20 protein-coding genes are annotated in these 19,306 nt (G+C 48.8%); 15 read left to right on the top strand and 5 right to left on the bottom strand.

Annotated features, from left to right (window positions below; all coding sequences use genetic code 11):
- Nucleotides 1–437: 437 nt before the first annotated feature.
- From H6F76_RS27955 to H6F76_RS27915, 9 genes are all read left to right on the top strand, one after another.
- The gene (locus tag H6F76_RS27955) at nucleotides 438–944 is read left to right on the top strand and encodes a hypothetical protein (protein ID WP_190513242.1); all 507 of its coding nucleotides are present in this window, start codon (nucleotides 438–440) and stop codon (nucleotides 942–944) included.
- 596 nt (nucleotides 945–1,540) lie between these two features.
- Nucleotides 1,541–2,275, top strand: coding sequence for a transporter substrate-binding domain-containing protein (locus H6F76_RS27950; protein ID WP_190446206.1), 735 nt, complete (start codon nucleotides 1,541–1,543; stop codon nucleotides 2,273–2,275).
- 334 nt (nucleotides 2,276–2,609) lie between these two features.
- A complete protein-coding gene (locus tag H6F76_RS27945) occupies nucleotides 2,610–3,251 on the top strand; it encodes an amino acid ABC transporter permease (RefSeq protein ID WP_190446207.1) in 642 nt (213 codons plus the stop codon).
- A 9-nt stretch (nucleotides 3,252–3,260) separates the two neighbouring features.
- Nucleotides 3,261–3,923: an amino acid ABC transporter permease gene (locus H6F76_RS27940; RefSeq protein WP_190446208.1), complete on the top strand. Its 663-nt coding sequence runs from the start codon at nucleotides 3,261–3,263 to the stop codon at nucleotides 3,921–3,923.
- Complete coding sequence (locus tag H6F76_RS27935) at nucleotides 3,910–4,725, top strand: amino acid ABC transporter ATP-binding protein (RefSeq protein WP_347276144.1); 816 nt, start codon at nucleotides 3,910–3,912, stop codon at nucleotides 4,723–4,725. Before H6F76_RS27940 ends, H6F76_RS27935 begins: the two co-directional genes overlap by 14 nt.
- Before the next feature lie 4 nt (nucleotides 4,726–4,729).
- Entirely contained in the window at nucleotides 4,730–5,116 is a 387-nt protein-coding gene (locus tag H6F76_RS27930) for a Rid family detoxifying hydrolase (protein WP_190446209.1), read from the top strand.
- 56 nt (nucleotides 5,117–5,172) lie between these two features.
- The gene (locus H6F76_RS27925; protein WP_190513240.1) at nucleotides 5,173–6,144 is read left to right on the top strand and encodes an acetamidase/formamidase family protein; all 972 of its coding nucleotides are present in this window, start codon (nucleotides 5,173–5,175) and stop codon (nucleotides 6,142–6,144) included.
- 124 nt (nucleotides 6,145–6,268) lie between these two features.
- Nucleotides 6,269–6,718 (top strand): cyanase, encoded by a 450-nt coding sequence (gene cynS / locus H6F76_RS27920; RefSeq protein WP_190513238.1) that lies wholly within the window; start codon nucleotides 6,269–6,271, stop codon nucleotides 6,716–6,718.
- A gap of 474 nt (nucleotides 6,719–7,192) precedes the next feature.
- Nucleotides 7,193–7,522, top strand: coding sequence for a metalloregulator ArsR/SmtB family transcription factor (locus H6F76_RS27915; RefSeq protein ID WP_190446212.1), 330 nt, complete (start codon nucleotides 7,193–7,195; stop codon nucleotides 7,520–7,522).
- A gap of 106 nt (nucleotides 7,523–7,628) precedes the next feature.
- Here H6F76_RS27915 and H6F76_RS27910 read toward each other — a convergent pair whose 3' ends face one another.
- A complete protein-coding gene (locus H6F76_RS27910) occupies nucleotides 7,629–8,606 on the bottom strand; it encodes a phosphate ABC transporter substrate-binding protein (RefSeq protein ID WP_190513237.1) in 978 nt (325 codons plus the stop codon).
- A 499-nt stretch (nucleotides 8,607–9,105) separates the two neighbouring features.
- On the opposite strand from H6F76_RS27910, the gene H6F76_RS27905 reads away from it, so the two are divergent.
- Nucleotides 9,106–10,113 carry an ArsJ-associated glyceraldehyde-3-phosphate dehydrogenase gene (locus tag H6F76_RS27905; protein ID WP_190513234.1) on the top strand — a complete coding sequence of 336 codons (1,008 nt, stop codon included), beginning with the start codon at nucleotides 9,106–9,108 and terminating at the stop codon, nucleotides 10,111–10,113.
- Nucleotides 10,114–10,257: 144 nt separating this feature from the next.
- Nucleotides 10,258–11,517: an organoarsenical effux MFS transporter ArsJ gene (arsJ, locus tag H6F76_RS27900; RefSeq protein ID WP_190513232.1), complete on the top strand. Its 1,260-nt coding sequence runs from the start codon at nucleotides 10,258–10,260 to the stop codon at nucleotides 11,515–11,517.
- A gap of 20 nt (nucleotides 11,518–11,537) precedes the next feature.
- Here arsJ and H6F76_RS27895 read toward each other — a convergent pair whose 3' ends face one another.
- Nucleotides 11,538–12,848, bottom strand: coding sequence for a glutamate-5-semialdehyde dehydrogenase (locus H6F76_RS27895; RefSeq protein ID WP_190513230.1), 1,311 nt, complete (start codon nucleotides 12,846–12,848; stop codon nucleotides 11,538–11,540).
- A gap of 398 nt (nucleotides 12,849–13,246) precedes the next feature.
- Here H6F76_RS27895 and H6F76_RS27890 point away from each other — a divergent pair, with 398 nt between their 5' ends.
- Complete coding sequence (locus H6F76_RS27890) at nucleotides 13,247–14,374, top strand: tetratricopeptide repeat protein (protein ID WP_190513228.1); 1,128 nt, start codon at nucleotides 13,247–13,249, stop codon at nucleotides 14,372–14,374.
- 30 nt (nucleotides 14,375–14,404) lie between these two features.
- Nucleotides 14,405–14,821, top strand: a complete 417-nt coding sequence (locus tag H6F76_RS27885) for a hypothetical protein (protein WP_190513226.1) — start codon at nucleotides 14,405–14,407, stop codon at nucleotides 14,819–14,821.
- A 21-nt stretch (nucleotides 14,822–14,842) separates the two neighbouring features.
- Here the strand turns inward: H6F76_RS27885 and H6F76_RS27880 are convergent, their stop codons facing one another.
- A complete protein-coding gene (locus tag H6F76_RS27880; protein ID WP_190446219.1) occupies nucleotides 14,843–15,028 on the bottom strand; it encodes a hypothetical protein in 186 nt (61 codons plus the stop codon).
- 194 nt (nucleotides 15,029–15,222) lie between these two features.
- On the opposite strand from H6F76_RS27880, the gene H6F76_RS27875 reads away from it, so the two are divergent.
- Nucleotides 15,223–16,044, top strand: coding sequence for a tetratricopeptide repeat protein (locus tag H6F76_RS27875; RefSeq protein WP_190513224.1), 822 nt, complete (start codon nucleotides 15,223–15,225; stop codon nucleotides 16,042–16,044).
- Between the two features lie 78 nt (nucleotides 16,045–16,122).
- On the opposite strand, the gene H6F76_RS27870 is transcribed toward H6F76_RS27875, so the two are convergent.
- Nucleotides 16,123–16,335, bottom strand: coding sequence for a hypothetical protein (locus tag H6F76_RS27870; RefSeq protein WP_190513222.1), 213 nt, complete (start codon nucleotides 16,333–16,335; stop codon nucleotides 16,123–16,125).
- Between the two features lie 508 nt (nucleotides 16,336–16,843).
- On the opposite strand from H6F76_RS27870, the gene H6F76_RS27865 reads away from it, so the two are divergent.
- Nucleotides 16,844–17,047 carry a hypothetical protein gene (locus H6F76_RS27865; RefSeq protein WP_190513221.1) on the top strand — a complete coding sequence of 68 codons (204 nt, stop codon included), beginning with the start codon at nucleotides 16,844–16,846 and terminating at the stop codon, nucleotides 17,045–17,047.
- 92 nt (nucleotides 17,048–17,139) lie between these two features.
- On the opposite strand, the gene H6F76_RS27860 is transcribed toward H6F76_RS27865, so the two are convergent.
- Complete coding sequence (locus H6F76_RS27860; RefSeq protein WP_190513219.1) at nucleotides 17,140–19,116, bottom strand: serine/threonine-protein kinase; 1,977 nt, start codon at nucleotides 19,114–19,116, stop codon at nucleotides 17,140–17,142.
- Between the last annotated feature and the right edge of the window lie 190 nt (nucleotides 19,117–19,306).

Genomic DNA, 19,306 nt, shown 5'->3' with positions numbered 1-19,306 from the left:
AAAGTAATACCACCTCCCTCTTTACATACTGCAAATTACGCTCCCCTTGCTTACGGCTTCCCCTTTATGAGGATAGAGTTGATTCTTTAGAGGAAGGAAAGAAGCGTTGGTAGGTCATGCCTGACTAACCGCATGGCGATACGTGCGATCGACGGGCACGTTGCTTTCAAGCAAGTCCCATAGCAAAAGGATGAAGGATGAGGGAGGAATTGAAGCCCTTGGTCAAAGGAGATTTCAAGGTTGATGTCTGTCCTAACGTTCTCTTCGGCTGCTAAATGTTATGAAATAGATGTCATGAAACCACGCCTACTGTAGCCAAGCCTGCCTTTGCAGACTTAGTTATACTTACCCTAAACCGCAGAGGTAGATTTTGTTTCTGTGCCAGCAGTTGCAACCACTGGGATGAAAAGACCTGTTAGTTAGATGTGGAGGGCGTTATGACAGTTGATAACGGACTAGTTATTACACTTTTTATGCTGTTTACAACTAGTTTAGCGATCGGCTACGGCTTTGGTGTTAAAGCTCAGCGTCTCCCCTTTTTAGCCGAAATTGGCTTTAGTGAACAGCAATGGTCATTTCTAAGGTGGTGGGTCAAATTGGCTTTAGTGGCTGGGGTTTTATTACCAATTGCCCTATGCTTTCAGAGCTGGAAACAATCTTCCTCATTAACGTTCTGGGGGAGTTACCTATTAGTTGTTGCTGTGCAGCTAATCTCCGAGCGGATATTCAGTCAGTGGTTAGTCCCTAGTACCGTAGTGCCGATTGGTTTTTGTTACACCGCTTTTCGATTGTGGCAATTACTAGATGGATTCACTCGATTATCATTATCCCCGTTGGCATTAGTGGGCTTTGTTTGTGTTGTACTATTTTGGATGGCAAACCTGGTGATGTTAATGACGATAGCAATTCCAACCGTTTACAAAGCACAGAGACTTCAAGAATAGACGTTTGCGGTGGAGCGATCGTACTCCCTGCTATGCAATGCGATGAGTTATTGAGTGATGGAAAGCGGTAAGTGACCAAAGCAATTTTAGTTCGCAACTAGTTGCCATCACTAAGTAGATTTAGGAGCAGTATCCGATATGTCTTTCGCTACAGCAAGATGGCATCGTTATTGTTGTTGATCGGGCTAGTGCCAGCATCAGAGGTAATGCGGTTATATTGTTGCTGTTGTCTGTAACATCCTGCTAGCGGTTACGATCGCCCTTACTGTTTTCTGCTCCCCCCTCCTCCAGCCCCAACCTTTGCTCAATCCGCTTCAACTTGAGCAACAATATTCTTTGACTAAATAGTGCTTACTTAGATCGTTTCGGACGTTAAAGACCGTGAATGTAGTTCAGACTACAGATTAAACCAGGTCTTCATTGTTTAACGAGATTACATTCGTTGCAAGAGAGTTGTAATCGTGAGCGATCGCTGGAGAGGGATATTTCAACGCCGGGGCTTTTTGAGCTGGGTTTCACTAATGTTAGTGACCTGCCTGGTCATAGTATCTTGTGGTAAAGCGCCAGAAGTCAGTAATTCACCGTCTGCGGCGGGGATGTCCAGCGAAATTACCGTGGCAACTGAAGATGACTATCCACCGTTTGACTTTTTAGAGAACGGTCAGCACGTCGGTTATAACCAAGCTTTATTGGATCTGATTGCAAAAGAAAAGTCACTCAAAATCAAGCAAGAAATTTTGCCGTTTCAGGGCATTTTGGCAGGCATTGCTTCAAACAAATATACTGCCAGCAATTCAGCGATCGGGATTACAGCGAAACGGGCTGAAGTTGTTGACTTTACAATGCCAATTACAGAATTAACCAACTTCTTTCTGATCCGTAAAGGTGATACCACCATCAAAAGCACCAAAGACTTCGCTGGTAAGACGATCGCGGTACAGCAGGGGGGCATTACGGCAGCAGTGCTGAAAAGCCATGCCGAACCTGAGTTGGAAAAAATGGGTTTGAAGGTCGGCAATGTCAAAGAGTACAGTGCTTTTGCAGAAGCCTATCAAGATTTGCTCAATAAACGAGTTGATCTTGTTTTCAACAATATTGTGGCGCTTAAGCGGTTGGTAAGCGAAAAGCCCGACTTATACGAAATTGGTGGACAGGTTGGTCCTAAGGTTTATGCATCTTGGGCAGTGAAAAAAGGCAATAAAGCAATGCTGGATGTCTTGAACGATGGTTTGGCAAAGGTGAAAGCAAGTGGTGAAATGAAAGCGTTGCAGGAAAAATGGCTGAAAGTAACCTTTGATTTGCCCGATACGCCCGTTATTCCACCTGCTTAAGGTTGTGGATTCAATAGCCTGGAGGCTGATACACGTTGGGTTAGAGGCTTAAACTCGACCTGATTCCCTTCAATCTCTTTAAGAGGTCTTCCACTTCCTCTTAGAAGGGGGAGGCAGGATCAATCATGTGGATGCGAAAGCAAAAGACTTCTGTGTATACGGTAGCCTTACGGTGAGCGTACGAGAAAGGGCAGATGCAAGGTACTTAATACATTGCCCTTGTTACACACTGGGGAACTCTGTAGTCAGCACGTTTTGCATTGGTATTAAACTCTTATTCCTTTGCTGTCGCCACCCTTTCCATCAACCTTCCATCGCACATCAGAGTTCCATCATGGAAAACATTCCTTATTTTTTAGGTGGAGCACTGATCACCTTCAGTTTCTCCTGCTTCGCCTGGGTCTTGGGTATGCCGTTGAGTTTAAGCATTGCGATCGTGCGAGTCAACCGGATTCCGGTTCTCGCACCCATACTTGCAGTTTATGTCAGTTTTCTGCGAAGTTTGCCGCTGCCATTGCTAGTGATGCTGTTTTACTTTGGGTTGCCCGTCACGGGTATTAATCTTGATCCACCTGTGGCTGGGGTCATTGCGCTGGCACTCAATACCTCTACGTTTAATAGCGAGATTTGGCGATCGGCAATGCTTAACTTTCCAATCGAACAGTTGGATGCAGCAAAAGCGGTTGGCATGACATCTATGCAGGCATTTTGGCGGATTACCCTGCCGCAAATTTGGCGTGCCAGCATTCCCGATCTCACTAATGAAGCGACGCTGCTTATCAAAGCGAGTCCTGCGATCGGGATTATTGGCATTGATGACTTAACCCGACGTGCAAGCAAATTAGCTGCCAGCAACTATGAACCGCTTTCCACCATTGCGATCGGTATGGGGATGTACATTCTAGTCCTGGTAGCCGTCTCTCTTCTCAGCCGTTTGCTGACACTGCGGCTGCATCAAAGCTATGAACTGGTGTAACCTGCTGCTATGAACTTACGGTTTGATGTCATTTGGGAGCAGGCTCCTGCCTTTGCAACGGGGTTATGGAATACCGTATGGATCTGCGTTGTCGGCACCGCGATCGCCTTTCTGCTGGGCATTGTGCTTGTGTTGCCGCTGGTATCCCGTGCAAAGTTTGTCCGCTTGCCAGCCAAAGCCCTGGTTGAAGGTGCGCGAGCCATCCCCTTTTTAATGCTGGCGTACCTGGTATACTACGGCTTACCCTCATTAGGGGTCACGCTAGACAGTTGGCAAACAGCCGTACTTGTTACCGCGCTTTACAACGCAGCTTATGTTGCCGAAATTTTGCGGGCAGCCTGGGTAAATCTGCCACGTGGACAGACGGAAGCGGCGCGATCGTGTGGATTTACTGGGTTTAAGCTGCTCCGTCGCATCATTTTGCCGCAGGTGCTTGTCACAGCGGCTCCGGTACTTGGTAATCAACTCATCCAACTCATTCGGGATTCGTCCTTCCTGGCTATTATCACTGTGCCAGAGTTGACCTTCACCGCGAAAGCAGTTCAGTCCGATGCCTTTGTGCCATTTGAGTCTTTCATTACAGCGGCACTATTGTACTGGGCTGTATGCTTAGTGGCTGAATCTGGCGTAAAGCGGCTTGAGTTCGCAAGGAATCTCTATGCTCGGTACTGATGCAATGATCAATACTCCAACGACGGTAGTACCAGCCGTTCAGGTTACAGGGCTAACCAAAACCTTTGGTCAGCAGCGGGTACTCAACGCGATCGACCTCACGGTCATGCCGTCTGAAATCGTTTGCTTATTGGGACCTAGCGGTTCTGGCAAATCGACACTCCTACGCTGTATCAACTGGCTAGAACGACCCGATGTGGGAACAGTGCTGCTGCACGGTACTCGCATGGGCTACCACCACCGTGGAGGACGCGATCGTCCCATGTCAGAAGCCCAATTGGCGACGCTGAGAACACAAGTAAGTATGGTGTTTCAGCACTTTAACCTGTGGTCTCACCTGACAGTGTTGCAGAATATTATCGAAGCGCCTGTGCATGTACAAAAGCGACCGAAAAATGAGGTAATTGCCGAAGCAGAGCAACTTTTGGCAAAAGTGGGGTTACTCAACAAGCGAGATGCGTACCCCTCTCGCTTGTCGGGAGGACAAAAGCAGCGGGTAGCGATCGCGCGTGCACTGGCTATGAAGTCAGACGTGATTCTGTTTGACGAACCTACCAGTTCGCTCGATCCAGAGCTGGTGGGCGAAGTGCTGGCAGTCATGCGATCGCTAGCGCAGGACGGCATGACCATGATTATTGCTACCCATGAAATGAAATTTGCGGCAGAGGTTGCCAGTCGAGTCGTCTTCTTGGATGAGGGCGAAATTGTCGAGAGCAGCGATCCAAAAATCTTCTTCAAACAACCGCAAACGCAACGCGCGCGCCAATTTTTAGATCGTTATATTCGTATTGGAGTGGTTTAACACTGTGCTGGAGTACATTACGTTACCGGATACGCTGCCCCCTGTTGCCCCGTATTCCCATGCAGTGAGGGCTGGGGACTTTTTGTTTGTCACGGGTCAATTGGCAGAAGACCCTAACACGGGCGAAGTCGTTCGAGGCTCGATCGCTGAACAAACGCAGCGGGTGATGGAGAATCTACAACTGGTGCTTCACCATGCAGGCACCGATTTCAATAAGGTTGTCATGGCTCGCATCTTCATCACAGACTTTCGAGACTATGCGGTGGTGAATGAGATTTACGCCTCCTACTGCACACCGGGGCGGCTACCCGGTCGAACAACCGTTGGCGTATTGGGGTTGGCTGGTCTAGGTGATGTGGAAATTGATTTGATTGTTTACTGTGGCGATTAAATTATGCAAGCTGAGAGGCAAGCCAAACCGTTTCGATCACAAATAGTGGGTGATGTATGGCGCACCATAGCCTGAAGGCAACAAAAGAGACCGTTCATTTTGGTGGCTTTTCGTCTGACCTCAAACCGGCTCTTACCGTTCATTCTGGAGATACGATCGCGGTTGAAACCTTTTCAGGGTTGAACATTTACGATCAGGCTCCACCAGCCTTTGTGCCGCCAGAGTTTTTAGATATTTGTCAGCATTTAGCAGCCGAGCGACGGGTTGGTGGTGGTCCTCACTTGTTAACAGGACCCATTTGGGTTGAGGGTGCTGAACCAGGAGATGTCCTCGAAGTGAAGCTTCACTCGGTCACTCCCCGCTTATCGATCGGATTCAATGCCATTCGTCCGGGCTGGGGCGCATTAACTGACCGCTTTGGTGAGGGACACTTGCGGTTTATCCACCTTGATCTTGAGAACGGCACCGCCGAATTTCCAGAGGGCAGCGGCATCAAAATCCCTATTCGTCCCTTTTTTGGCATTTTGGGTGTAGCGACGGCAGGTACACGCAATTCCATTCCACCTGGTGCGTATGGGGGCAATATTGATAACCCAGAACTGCAAGCTGGTTCACGTCTCTTCCTGCCTGTTTTTTTGCCAGGAGCCTTGTTTTCCATTGGTGATGGTCACGCCGCTCAGGGTGACGGGGAAGTTTGTGGCACCGCGATCGAGACCTCAATGAATGGCACGATCGAGTTGACCTTACGCAAAAATATGCCGCTGTCTAGCCCGATCGCCGAAACGCCCTCAGACATTCTCACTACTGGCTTTGCGGAAACGTTAGACGATGCGTTTCAAGCCGCACTGCACAGCATGGTAGACGTGCTATCAAAACTGGCTGGCATTACTGAAACTGAAGCCTATTGTCTCTGTAGCCTTGCTGCTAATTTCCGTATCACTCAGGTTGTTAACAGCCCTCAAAAGGGTGTACATGGCTTATTCCCCAGAGTGCTCTTGCCACCGCAGATAAGGCTTTTAGAAATGTAGAGCCGACCCTGTTATAATGCCTGGTTCCACAAATGCAGTTTCACAAACTACAATGATTGCGGTTTTCACTGCCAGATACGTTCTAAGTTTTCCTGAACCCATCGAACCCATTTAAGGAGCACTCATGTCAAATACTGAAATTTCCACCATTACCGAGAAGCTTTTGGCAGCCAAAAAGGCTAAAGGAGTGACCTTTACTGATTTAGAACAAGCACTCGGTCGTGATGAAGTTTGGATTGCGGCTCTAATCTATCGGCAGGCAAGTGCCTCTGAGGATGAAGCCAGCAAACTACTTCAGGCGTTAGGACTAAATAACGATTTGGTGCCCGAATTAACCGCTTCATCTGTGAAAGGGCTGGGTCCAATCGTTCCCACCGATCCGCTGGTCTACCGCTTCTATGAAATCATGCAGGTATATGGAATGCCCATCAAAGAAGTTATTCACGAAAAATTTGGCGATGGCATTATGAGCGCGATCGACTTCACTATGAACATTGAAAAAGAAGCTGACCCTAAGGGCGATCGGGTCGTCATCACCATGAACGGCAAGTTCTTACCCTACAAGAAATGGTAGCTTGAAGGCACACTTACGAAACGTTCCCACAAGATCAAGAAAGACGAGATCGCCTCGTTTTATCTCGTTGCACCCATACTGAGGCACGGTGGCGCAGTAATGAGAGGAGGGGCGATCGAGCGGCGATCGAACTCAGTACGTCCTCTTTAAGCTGGTTTCAACAAAGGCATGAAGCCAGCTAGTTCAAATGTTGGTTGGTTGTGAGTGCTGTCTGTATTCCTATCGATTGCATCACAATAAACGAAGAGCGATCGCCCCTCGCAACAATCCTTGTACTGCTCTCTCTTGAGGCATTCCATACAAGCGTTTACAGCCTCGGAGCGAAGTTGTGAGTTTCAATCCAAACGATGACATGGCACAATCCCACTTTGTACCAATTTAACTGAAGGCGTTCATAAGCTTTTCACTGATTCTGCAAGCCTACTTAAGCCAAAAACTTTTCGCTACAATGAGGCATCGCTTCAACAAATTTTGATGACTTCAACTGCCACCAATGCATCAGAGAAGATTGTTTTAGGCTTTCATGCCCTCTCTGAACCGTTAAGAGTTAAGACGATCGAGCTGCTGCGTGAAAAAGAGTTGTGCGTCTGCGATTTGTGCGACCTTCTAGGCGTTACCCAATCAAAGCTGTCGTTTCACCTCAAGAACCTGAAAGAAGCTGGGTTGATTCGCGGACGGCAAGAAGGGCGTTGGGTTTATTACAGCCTTGATTTATCTCAATTTGTGGTGCTAGAGCAATATTTGGCAGAGTTCCGCCGCTTCAGCCCCATTTTGCCTGCGCGCGCTTGCAAGGACGATCGCTAAGCAATTCAACGGCTTCACTTTTCTTGATCGGTTGTCTTAACAGCAATTTAACCTACCAATTCCATTTGAAGTAATTGATCTGTAAGTGAGATCGTAACCAATGACGTTACAGTGGTAAGAAGCCCACTCGCTGCACAACCTGCTGCCCACGAGGAGAGCGTACCATGTCGATAAACTGCTTCACAGCAGGACTTGTCTGCTTCGGCACGGCTAAATACACCACTCGACCGATCGGGTAAGTGCCATTTTTGATGGCAGCTTGGTCAGTAGGCAAAAGACCGTCTATCGGTACGATTCGCACCGTGCGCTGTTTCTCTACTTGCTGCACCGTGCTGTACGTAATTCCATTCTGACCCAACTGCTTTAACAATGGTGTGGTTTCATCTTGTTTCGCAGTGGTGAAATTTGGTCCATCGGGTGCAAACGCTTGCTCTAGCAAGACAACATCCTTGAAGAACGTGTAGGTGCCACTGTCAGGTGAACGATTGATCACCTTGATCGGCAACGCTGGTCCACCCACTTGTGACCAGTTGGTGATTTGTCCTTGAAAAATCTGCTTAAGCTGTTGGCTGGTTAATTCACCTTTGTAAGGGTTATCTATCCCTACAACAACGGCGAGAGCATCCTTCGCTATGGGAATGCCTTGCAACCCTGCTTGATATTCGTCTGGCTTGAGGGGACGAGAGCTAGCTGCAATCAAAGCCCTGCCCTCAATAAGATTCCGAATTCCAGTATTAGTACCGTTGGGTTTCCCATCCGGCAACCCGTAGGTCGTTTGCAAAGACGGGTTGACCTGCGTATAGGCAATCTGAAGTTGCTTCATCAGGGCTACCATCGTGACGCTGCCATCCATCGTTAGCACAGCCGGGTTCGGCAACGATGTATCTAGATTGGGTGCGGTCGTTGCGTCAGCAGCATTCTGCGGCGTTGCAGACGATCGCGTCGCTGGGTCTAGCGTTTCACCAGGCTTTCCACCAATTTGAGGGGAATTGCGGCTAAAGAACCAGAATCCCCCGCCTAGCAGTCCCGCAGTGACTAAAAAAGCAATGATCAGGGCGGCTGTATCGTTATTTCCTTTTGCCATGGGTCGAGCCTATCCTGGTTGGTGATTCTAGTTTAACTAACGGGTGCGCCGTCGCCTATATTTCTGTTTCTAAACGCCACCCTGACACATCAATATATTTAAATCTAATTTTCTAAAAATGCTTGACAAATCAATTTTATTTGAAATGATGGAGGCATGATTTAAACCGTTGGTGCCCAAACCGTTGTGAAGTGCAACGTGACGCATGCTCTTTCTGCATGTGTCTACAGAGTTGGCGCTTAGTACGTTCAATGTCTCTTTTAGCAACCGTTTTTACGCAAAAACCGCGATCGATCCCTGCCATAAACCTCTGTTAAAGAATGCTGGGGTTAATGGCTCATCACTTTATTTAAACTATTTTTGCTTAGGACGCATCAATATTTATGATTGCTACCACGACATTGGCAAAAGCAAAATCAAGGGTTTTCTTTGTTTTTTAGCTGGAAACAATCTTTCAACTTAGCGCGAATGAAACTGAGAGAAACTAGTAGAGAGAAAAATGACAGTGCGTGTTGCAATTAACGGGTTTGGCAGAATTGGGCGACTGGCATTGCGTGCTGCCTGGGGTTGGTCGGAGTTGGAGTTTGTCCACATCAACGAACTGAAAGGGGGCGCTGAGACAGCGGCTCACCTGCTGAAATTTGATTCTGTGCATGGGCGTTGGGCACCAGAGGTGACAGCAAAGGACGATCACGTTCACATTGACGATCGCTCTCTCAGCTTCAGTGCGTTTGCCCAACCTGGAGATGTGCCGTGGGATGAGTTAGGCGTTGACTTGGTGTTAGAATGCTCCGGCAAATTTCGCACGCCCGAAACCCTTGAGCCTTACTTCAAGCGGGGCGTGCAGAAAGTTATTGTGGCAGCGCCTGTGAAGCAAGAGGCGTTGAACATTGTGATGGGTGTCAACGACCATCTTTACGAACCGGACAAGCACCATCTGCTAACTGCTGCTTCTTGCACCACCAACTGTCTCGCTCCAGTGGTGAAAGTGATTCATGAAGGGCTAGGCATCAAGCATGGTGTAATTACCACCATTCACGACAACACCAATACACAGACGCTCGTGGATGCACCCCATAAAGATCTGCGTCGTGCACGGGCAACTAGCCTCTCGCTCATTCCCACCACCACAGGTTCAGCGACCGCGATCGCGCTGATCTATCCCGAACTCAAAGGCAAGCTCAATGGTTTGGCAGTGCGAGTACCGCTACTCAATGCCTCCCTCACCGATTGCGTGTTTGAAGTCGATCGACCCACCACGGTTGAAGAAGCCAATCAACTGTTGAAAACGGCGGCAGATGGGTCGCTAAACGGCATTTTGGGCTACGAAGAGCGTCCACTTGTGTCGATCGACTACAAAGATGATCCGCGTTCTGCCATCATTGATGCTCTTTCCACCATGGTCGTGGATGAAACACAGGTCAAAATCCTTGCTTGGTACGACAACGAATGGGGTTACTCCAACCGCATGGTGGAACTGGCAAGAAAAGTTGCTCTCAGCCTGTGATGAGTTTCGAGTTATTTAGCTTTCAGCTTTCAGCCTTCAGCTTTTAGCTTTTATCCCATCACCTCATTACCCTTTCACTCCATTACTTCTTCACTCATCCACCTCATTACCCTTTCGCTCTCCACTCCCCCACTCCCTTCCCTCATGACCGCCACTGCGTCTAACACCAATTTTAAGAACTACATTCTGGTCACGCTTGCCTATTGGGGGTTCACCGTTACAGATGGAGCGTTGCGAATGTTGGTGCTGTTGTACTTCAACAACATCGGCTATACCCCCATTCAAATCGCCTCTCTGTTTCTGTTTTACGAAATCTTTGGGGTGGTTACAAACTTTCTCGGTGGCTGGATTGGTTCTCAGCTAGGGCTAAAAGTAACGCTCTACAGCGGTATTGGGTTACAAGTTTTTGCACTGGTCATGTTGTCCTTCCTCAATCCTAGTTGGGCGCAGTGGGCAGCCGTGGGTTACATGATGGTGGCTCAAGCGTTTTCAGGTGTTGCCAAAGACCTGACCAAAATGAGTTCTAAGAGCGCCATTCGGCTAGTAGTGCCGCAAGAGGCTCAGTCGTCTCTGTTCAAATGGGTAGCAGTGCTAACAGGTTCCAAAAACGCGCTGAAAGGGGTCGGCTTTTTTGTAGGTGCTGCACTTTTAGCATCGGTGGGGTTTGTTGGCGCCCTGTTAATCATGGCAGCAGGCTTGTTTCTGCTTATGTTTACCGGCTTGTCGTTGCCGAAAGGGATGGGCAAAATCAAGGCGAAGGTCAAGTTTACGCAACTCTTCTCTAAAAGCCAGGAGATCAACATTCTCTCTGCTGCCCGTTTCTTTCTCTTCGGTTCCAGGGATGTTTGGTTTGTCGTCGGCTTGCCCGTCTTTCTAAGAAGCGTTTTAGGCTGGTCGTTCTATCAGGTGGGTGGGTTCCTTGCGTGCTGGGTTATCGGTTATGGCATTGTGCAATTTTCTGCGCCAGCAATCCTACGACGGTTTGGTTCTGGGCAGCCTCCTCAAGCTAAGACCATTCAGTTTTGGACATTCACTTTGACTGTGGTGCCAGCGGCGATCGCGATCGCGCTTCAAAGTGGCGCTCCCCCAAACGTTGTGATTGTGCTTGGATTGACGGTGTTTGGTTTAGTTTTCGCATTTAACTCAGCCGTGCATTCCTATCTAGTGTTAGCCTTTACCGCTGATGATGATGTGGCGTTAAATGTTGGCTTTTATTACATGGCAAACTCTGGCGGTCGCTTGGCTGGCACGGTGCTTTCGGGGCTGGTCTATCAATTCTTTGGGTTGGTGGGTTGCTTATGGGTCTCCACGGCACTCGTGTTAGCTGCTGGTGCCATTTCCATCAAACTGCCCGATCCACAGCCTAGCAAAACCATCGCTTGGAAAGCAGGAGATGGAGACTAGCGATCATGGCTTCTAAGCTTTTACAAATCTCTATGCGTAAACGGTTTAGCATTTGTGCCCGCGTACGTTGCCACAATTTGCCCATTGCCAACCAACTGATATTTATAAGTGACTAAACCATCTAGCCCAACAGGGCCACGTGGTGGCATTTTTTGGGTGCTGATGCCTACTTCGGCACCAAACCCATAGCGAAAACCATCGGCAAAGCGAGTCGAGCAATTGTGGAAGACTCCTGCTGCATCGACTTGCGCCATAAAGGTTGCGGCTGTTTCGGCATTTTCAGTGGCGATCGCTTCTGTATGACGCGAACCGTAGGTATTGATATGGGCGATCGCCTCGTCTAGCGTATCCACAATTTTGATTGCCAAAATCAGATCGCTGTATTCGGTAGACCAATCAGCTTCGGTAGCAGTAGTAATGTTGAGAATATCGAGGGTGCGATCGTCACCGCGCAGTTCCACATTGCGGAGCTGAAGGGCAACCACCGCTTCAAGCAAAAATTCAGAGGCGATCGCTTGATGCACCAAAAGAGTCTCGATCGCGTTGCAGGCAGCAGGATACTGGGTTTTGGCATCCACCGCGATCGCAATGGCTTTTTGCACGTCAGCAGCTTTATCCACGTAGAGATGACAGATGCCCTCGGCGTGTCCTAATACGGGAATGCGGGTGTTGTCTTGGACAAAGCGCACAAAGGAGTTGGAACCTCTAGGGATAATGAGATCCACGTATTGATCCAGCTTCAGCAGTGCTAGCGTTTCTTCCCGCGTCGTCAGCAGTTGCACAACGGTTGGTGCAATATCGGTTTGAGCCAGTCCGCGATGGATCGCAGCTACTAACGCCTCGCACGATCGCACCGCTTCCTGCCCACCTTTAAGGATGACTCCATTCCCCGACTTGATCGCCAGACTGGCAATCTGCATGACTGCATCGGGACGAGCCTCAAAAATCACGCCCACGACCCCTAGAGGGCAGGCAAGGCGCGTTAGCACTAGCCCCTGATCAAGCTCACGATGAAGCTGCACTGCTCCGATCGGATCAGGCAGTTTTGCAACATCCCGAATGCCCGCGATCGCTCCTTTCAGCTTTGTCTCATCTAGCTTCAACCGAGCAAAGAGCGCTGCTGACAGTCCGGCTGCGGTTGCAGCTTCACAGTCTGCCTGGTTCGCTGCCAAAATGTCGGCGCTAGCTGCTTCTAACGCCTGGGCGATCGATTCTAGCGCCTGGTCCCTTACTGCGGTAGGCTGCGTTGCCAGGTTTCGGGCGCTGTCGCGAGTTTGCTGGGCGATCGCTGGGAGGGAAGAAGCCGCCGTCGCGGGAGAGGAAGTAGGCATGACAACAATCGGTCGAAGGTGAACTGCACTGAGTCAATGCTTCCTTAGTGTAATTCTTTCGGTCTCTAAAGTGGATGCCTCACCAGAGGCTATAGCAGTCGAAGAGAACGTTAGGACAGACATAAACCTTGAAACTTCTTTTGAGCAAGGGCTTCGATTCATCCCTCACCCTTCATCCTTTTGCTATGGAACAAGTGTCAATGCGTGTGTGCGATCGGGGAACGCTAACAAAGGGCAGATTAAGTAAAGTCAGCTTGCTTATGTAGGGTGCAGCTTGCCTTAACGTAGCCAGGCGCAAAGCTATTACCCTTACAGATTGTGAGGTTGGCAGGTTATTTAAGGCTCGATCTCAAAGTATGAGCGCTACGTTTTGATTGTGAAAAGGGCACGTTGAATCCATGAGTCGGACAACTCAGACTGAACTTGTTGATGCTGACGATTTTGTTGATGCTGAAGGCATCCTTCAGCGCGGTTTGACCTTGAGCCAGCAGGGTGATTACGATGCGGCGATCGTGCATTTTGATCATGTGATTCGCTTTCAGCCTGATAACAGCAATGCTTGGTATGAAAAGGGTAGTGCCTTGCTCAGCCTTGTGCGCTATGCAGAGGCAATGACAAGTTTTGAGCAGGCGCTTGTCTATGATCCTGCATCACCATACACGCACTACAGTCTGGGGTGGGCAGCTTCGATGCTGGAGCAGCATGAGCGTGCGATCGCCAGTTTTGAGCAGGTGCTGGCACTTCAGGCAGACTTCCCCAATGCCCACTACAGCCTGGGACTGGCATTGTATATGACAGGGCAGTACCAAGCGGCAATCACAAACCTGCATCATGTCCTGAAGCAACAGCCAGACTTTACCGATGCCTGGTACAGCCAGGGACTAGCGCTGTATGCTGCCAAGCACTATGAAAGCGCCATCAAACATTTCAATCGAGCGTTGCAGCTTCAGCCCGACTATCAAGCCGCGTTGAGCAGCCGGGGTGCTGCCTTAATGGGGTTGGGTGATTATGCAGCGGCGATCGCCAGCTATGACAAAGCGTTGGGATTCAACTCTGAAGATGCCGAAGCCTGGTATCAGTGGGCAATGTGCCTCAAGCATTTGGGTCGCTATAAAGATGCGGTTTTAGGATACAGCAAAGCAATCGCGCTACAGCCTCATCATGGCGCAGTCTATGGTCACGGTTGTTGCCTGGTGAAATTAGGCGATTATAACGGCGCAATTGCTAGCTACGATCGTGCCCTGGAGTATCAACCCGACCACTATGAAAGCTGGTTCAACCGTGGCGTAGCGCTCAAACAGTTAGAGCGTTTTGAAGAGTCGGTTGACAGCTATGAGCACGCCCTCGCCCTACGTCCTGACGATGCTAGAGCGCGCAATAACTTAGGGGGTGTCTTGCTCAGTCTGGGACGTTTTGAAGCGGCGATCGACTGCTACGACAAAGTGCTAGCACTTCATCCTGATGATGCCCTGGCGCAACAGAATCGTCGTGTAGCTATGCGGCGATCTCAGTCCAGTAAGGGATAATAAAATTCTGTCCTTAGGAGTAAAGATTGAATGGGACAATACGAGCGCTTGATTCTCATGGCAGAGGATCAACTGACGCAATACAGCACCGATGCCCGTAAGCTAGAAAAACTGCGGCAAAAGATTGGTCTTTCAGTGCCACCCGGCGAACAACGACAGGTGAAAGAAACGTTGTTGGCAGAGATGCCCACCGATTTTGTTAGCCAACTGGTAGAGAATCAGCGTCAAGCTGTAGCGCTACCGTTTTGGGGCATTGCTGGGCTGGGTTTGCTGTTTGGGATTTCTTTTATGCAGCCTGTAGATTTGATTGCAACGTTTGTGGGTAGCGCGATCGCCTTTAACATTCAGAAGTGGGGCTGGAAGTTACAGGCAAAACGCCTGGTTTTGCAAACGTTAGAAGATATTGAAGCTAAAACCCGCAAACCTGTTGAAAAAGCAACCGAGTAAAGGACACGCGCTGTGGTACGTCTACCAGGCTTGCTCGATCGTTGAAAACCTCACGGCTGTTGCTTTTTCAAGGGACGATTCGGTGTCAAAGCTGTTTATTTCAGCCTCGAAGCGAGGAATCGGTAAAACGGCTGCAACTGCACCAATGAGAGTGAAAACGGCAGCTAGCTTAAGCAACATGGCACGATCGAAAAGTGGTGTGTTCATAGTGAATGCAAGTCCTTACCGTTTGTTCTTCACCTAAACTTCAAGCCATCCGGGTGATTACATATGCCTTTAAGACTGTTGATTCACCGTTAAGGGTTCAACTTTTGCAATTTTTGAGCAACTTCACCCGTACTGCATCGGCACCAACTAACGCCACTAAAACCACAACCACTTAAGAAGAAAAAGTTGATCTCATGGGCGCTTCAATTTCGGTCAATCAGGAAACATTCGCCACTGAAGTAATTGAGAAATCTCATCAGAAACCTGTACTGGTAGACTTCTTCGCGCAATGGTGTGGTCCTTGCCAGATGCTCAAGCCCCTGCTCGAAAAGCTAGCGCAGGAGTATGACTTTGTGCTGGCAAAAGTGGATATTGACCAAAGTCCCGACTTGGCACAGACCTATGGCGTTGGGGGTGTTCCTGATGTCAAAGTGGCGATCGATGGCACGTTAACGGATGGATTTATTGGTATGCTGCCAGAGCCAAAACTCCGCGAGTTTTTGGCACAACTACAGATAACCTCCCTGCTTGATACAGCGCTAGAGTCAATCTATGCCGATGCTGCGATTGGTAATGTTGAGCAAGCCGAAGCCCGACTCACTACGCTTCTAGAGCAACACCCTGACAATCGTGGGTTAACGCTGGAAGCCGCTAACTTTTACATCGAAGCCGATCGTCTTGATAAAGCTGAAAATCTGCTGGCGACGATCCAGGAGTATGACAAAGAGCATTATCCTCACGCTAAAACATTGAGGGCGATCGTCCAGTTCAAACAAATTGCTTTACAGCCCGAAGGCGGCACTGACCTTGATCGTGCCTTTCGACAAGCGGCAAACTTGGTACTAGACGAAAACTATGCTGCTGCACTGGAGCAATTTTTGACTATTGTCACCAGCGATCAACAGTTTCGAGATGACGGTGCTCGCAAAGCTATGCTGGCAATTTTTGATCTGCTTGGCGACGACCATCCGTTAACGAAAGACTATCGCAAACAGCTTGTGATGGCACTGTATTAAGCTGTTCAACTACTGAAGTCCTGAACAATGTTGCTTTTGAAGGTTTCATTGCTCGAAAAGTGCCATATTACTTTATTGCTAATCTTCAGGTTCAGCTAATAGGTCGTCACGCAACTCTTCTACTTGATCAAGCGTTTGAGGTGCAACCGCTGGATTCCCAACAATATCTCTTGGATTGCCTGTGTAACCACCTTTAGAAACAAGATCTTGAGGATTAAACATCCCCTCTTCTTTAAGCCTTTCAGCTTTTAATTTTTCGTTGACTGGAAGCTTTTCCACAGAGTCGTTCATTTGGGATACCTGAGAACAGTACTCCCAACTTAGAATGAGGGTCCTTAGCTAGTGACTACCTCAAGGACGAACTTAGCGTTCTTAAAGACTCTACTTTGGAAGCAGATGGCTTCTCTACTTCAAGTTGCAAGCTATATTAGGGCGAGTTTATTACGATCTTCGGTAGATACTTTTCATTAGTAAACTTAGTCATGAGAGCAAGTTTTTTAACTCAACTGGTTTTAATTAGTTTATGCAAATGCAACAACTGCTTTTGGAAGTAATCGATAGGCGTAATAGAAAGGCGACACTTTTATCAGTAGCAGGGGCCTTGTTCTCATTTAGCGGCAAACTTCTTGAGGCTACTGCTTAGAAATTAGTGTGTCTACTTTATTAAAGCTTAATGATAAGCCTTTAGATTTGTAGAGACTGCTTTTGAGAGATGAAAAGCCTATAAGTTGGGTATTCTGCGCTGAAGCGTGCATGATTTTGGACGTTTTATCTAAAGTAAGACATTAAGGTTAAAGCAATGTATGTCATTCAAGTAAATGAACAAGATTGGCTAGTTGGTTTGTGGAGAGGCTGGTTGACACTATCGCTTCATCCATCTGGTGCGCTGGTTTATCGATCGCTCTCTGCTGCCGAAAAAGCGGTAAGTTACTACAACGAAGTTGCTCCAGGACGGGACTATGCTGTGAAGCCAGCACCAGTGGCGGCGGCACTTACAACATAAGAAGCGAGTCGGAATCAAGGGTCAGGAAAAGAAAGTCGATCGTGATTTGTCCATAGACAACCAGCGTGATAGGGGACTAAACGCCTCAACAGTCACACTTGTCGCCAGATTTTCACAGTGGCATCCCAACTGCCGCTGACTATCAAGCCCTTGTGAGTGTCGCTTACTGCTGACCGAGGCAGTGCACTAATGGCAACGGACCAAACCCAGTTGCTATGACCTGTCAGAGAATGAAGAAGCATTCCGGTTTCTAACGACCAGAGCTTAATCGTAGTATCCTGGCTACCGCTAACAAGAGTAGTACCATCAGCACTAATTGCCAGCGTATTAACCGCGCCCTCATGTTGTGTCAGTACTTGCTTGAGTTTGCCGGTAGCCAACGACCATAGGCGAATGGTGTGATCGTCACTAGCACTGGCAAGGATGCGTCCATTGGGGCTAATGGCGATCGCGTTCACGGCATCTTGGTGTCCTTCTAGCACCCGGATTAGCGCTCCTGTTTTGGTATGCCACAGCCGGAGCGTTTTGTCTCGGCTACTACTCACGATCGTTTGACCATCGGGGCTAAAGGCAACGGCAATAACCCAATGGGTATGTCCAGCCAGCACATGCGTCGTTTTGCCCGTCGAAAGATGCCATAGCCGGATTGTTTTGTCCTGGCTGCCGCTCGCAAGATACTGCCCATAGGGGCTAAAGCAGACAGCACGTGCCCAATCAGAATGTCCATCCAGTGTTTGCAGGCGATCGCCCGTCTCCCAGTGCCACAGCACTACTTGTCGATCGTTATTACAACTGGCAAGCGTTTGACCATCTGGGCTAACGGCGATTGCACGTACCCAACCTGCTTTGGCTGCCAGTGTTTGTATTACACTGCCCGTTGCCAGATCCCAGATTTTAATTGTGCGATCGCCGCTGCCACTAGCAACTGTCTTGCCGTCAGGATGGATGGCGACTGACCGCACCCAACTGGTGTGCCCGGTTAGTGTTTGAGTGCAGACCCAGTTCGGACTCGGTGTAGAGTTGGATGAAAGTTGAGTAACGGGTTTCTCTGTTTCCAGTCTCGTTGGCTGTTGCCATGAGGGGGGGGGTAATCGCTCTTTAAGCGGCGCTCGTCCGGCTATGTTTAATGGTTGAGCTGTTGACGCAGATAAGCGATCGCACTCAGCCGAGCGGTGAAGTGACTCCACAACCGCTTGCGAGTTGAGGTCATGCAAAACAGCGTCTGCCGATTGGTAGCGCCGTTTCACTGCACCTTGCAGCAGCTTGTCTATAATACTGCCCAAAGCTGGACTCACCGAACGCTTGAGGTGTTGCTGCCATTGCCAAGTGCCCTCTTCAGTATCAAATAAGTCTGCTGGACGTACTTGAGTAAGCAAGTAAATACAGGTGACACCTAGGCTAAAAAGGTCGCTAGCAAACGTTGCTTTGCCAAGTGCTTGCTCTGGTGCGGCAAAGACAGGGCTACCGATACTTGTGCCAGTCTGCAACACATCAGTACTGCTCATGGTCTTTGCTGCACCAAAATCAACCAGCACTAATTGCTGGGTTGCGGCACGACGAATAACGTTCTGCGGTTTAATATCACGGTGAATGACATGATGGCTATGAACAAAGGCGATCACAGGTAGCAGGTCGTTTAGCAAATGCCAGACCTGCTCTTCGCTAAACGCACCCCTCTTAGAGCTTTCTTGCAAAAGGTTAGAACCATCAATAAACTCTTGCACCAGATACTGATAGTCTGCCTGCTCAAAATGCGCTAGCAGCTCTGGAATTTGTGGGTGTTCTCCTAATAACTCTAGCTGTACCGCTTCACGTCGAAATAATTCTCGGGCGTGTTCTGGGTCATGCACGCTGTAGATTTGCGGAAAAAATTGCTTGATCACGCAGCTTGGTCGCGACGGCTTGTACTCGTCTACTGCCAGAAACGTTCTGCCAAAGCCACCACGAGCGAGCGGCTGTAGCGCTCGATAGCGATCGCCCAGCAGCAGCTTAAACCCACACGTCGAGCAGAACTTAGCCACATCAGGGTTTTGCGGTGAGCGACAGTAAGGGTTCAGGCAATAGCTCATACAAGGAGCAAAGAAGCTTTATTGTTTATCGTAGATGCTCTCTAGCCATCCTTACTTACTTAAATGCTTGAGATGGTTGCCCCAATTACCTTACTAAAGGAATGTCAATGGCGATCGATGATCGTTTTAGTCGATTGCTATCCGACTGACGCTCTAATTACAAAGCCAAAAAAAAGCAGACTGTGTGTCT

Origin of the sequence: Leptolyngbya sp. FACHB-321 (assembly GCF_014695975.1) — a bacterium.
Lineage (GTDB): Bacteria > Cyanobacteriota > Cyanobacteriia > Leptolyngbyales > Leptolyngbyaceae > Stenomitos.
This window is presented reverse-complemented; position numbering and strand designations above follow the sequence as displayed.

Coding starts and splice junctions, on each gene's coding strand:
- H6F76_RS27880 (WP_190446219.1), bottom strand. CDS start 15,028: ATGAACACACCACTTTTCGATCGTGCCATGTTGCTTAAGCTAGCTGCC.
- H6F76_RS27950 (WP_190446206.1), top strand. CDS start 1,541: ATGTCCAGCGAAATTACCGTGGCAACTGAAGATGACTATCCACCGTTT.
- H6F76_RS27865 (WP_190513221.1), top strand. CDS start 16,844: ATGTATGTCATTCAAGTAAATGAACAAGATTGGCTAGTTGGTTTGTGG.
- H6F76_RS27890 (WP_190513228.1), top strand. CDS start 13,247: ATGAGTCGGACAACTCAGACTGAACTTGTTGATGCTGACGATTTTGTT.
- H6F76_RS27875 (WP_190513224.1), top strand. CDS start 15,223: ATGGGCGCTTCAATTTCGGTCAATCAGGAAACATTCGCCACTGAAGTA.
- H6F76_RS27925 (WP_190513240.1), top strand. CDS start 5,173: ATGGCGCACCATAGCCTGAAGGCAACAAAAGAGACCGTTCATTTTGGT.
- H6F76_RS27940 (WP_190446208.1), top strand. CDS start 3,261: ATGAACTTACGGTTTGATGTCATTTGGGAGCAGGCTCCTGCCTTTGCA.
- arsJ (WP_190513232.1), top strand. CDS start 10,258: ATGACCGCCACTGCGTCTAACACCAATTTTAAGAACTACATTCTGGTC.
- H6F76_RS27910 (WP_190513237.1), bottom strand. CDS start 8,606: ATGGCAAAAGGAAATAACGATACAGCCGCCCTGATCATTGCTTTTTTA.
- H6F76_RS27860 (WP_190513219.1), bottom strand. CDS start 19,116: ATGAGCTATTGCCTGAACCCTTACTGTCGCTCACCGCAAAACCCTGAT.
- H6F76_RS27915 (WP_190446212.1), top strand. CDS start 7,193: ATGACTTCAACTGCCACCAATGCATCAGAGAAGATTGTTTTAGGCTTT.
- cynS (WP_190513238.1), top strand. CDS start 6,269: ATGTCAAATACTGAAATTTCCACCATTACCGAGAAGCTTTTGGCAGCC.
- H6F76_RS27945 (WP_190446207.1), top strand. CDS start 2,610: ATGGAAAACATTCCTTATTTTTTAGGTGGAGCACTGATCACCTTCAGT.
- H6F76_RS27935 (WP_347276144.1), top strand. CDS start 3,910: ATGCTCGGTACTGATGCAATGATCAATACTCCAACGACGGTAGTACCA.
- H6F76_RS27885 (WP_190513226.1), top strand. CDS start 14,405: ATGGGACAATACGAGCGCTTGATTCTCATGGCAGAGGATCAACTGACG.
- H6F76_RS27905 (WP_190513234.1), top strand. CDS start 9,106: ATGACAGTGCGTGTTGCAATTAACGGGTTTGGCAGAATTGGGCGACTG.
- H6F76_RS27870 (WP_190513222.1), bottom strand. CDS start 16,335: ATGAACGACTCTGTGGAAAAGCTTCCAGTCAACGAAAAATTAAAAGCT.
- H6F76_RS27895 (WP_190513230.1), bottom strand. CDS start 12,848: ATGCCTACTTCCTCTCCCGCGACGGCGGCTTCTTCCCTCCCAGCGATC.
- H6F76_RS27955 (WP_190513242.1), top strand. CDS start 438: ATGACAGTTGATAACGGACTAGTTATTACACTTTTTATGCTGTTTACA.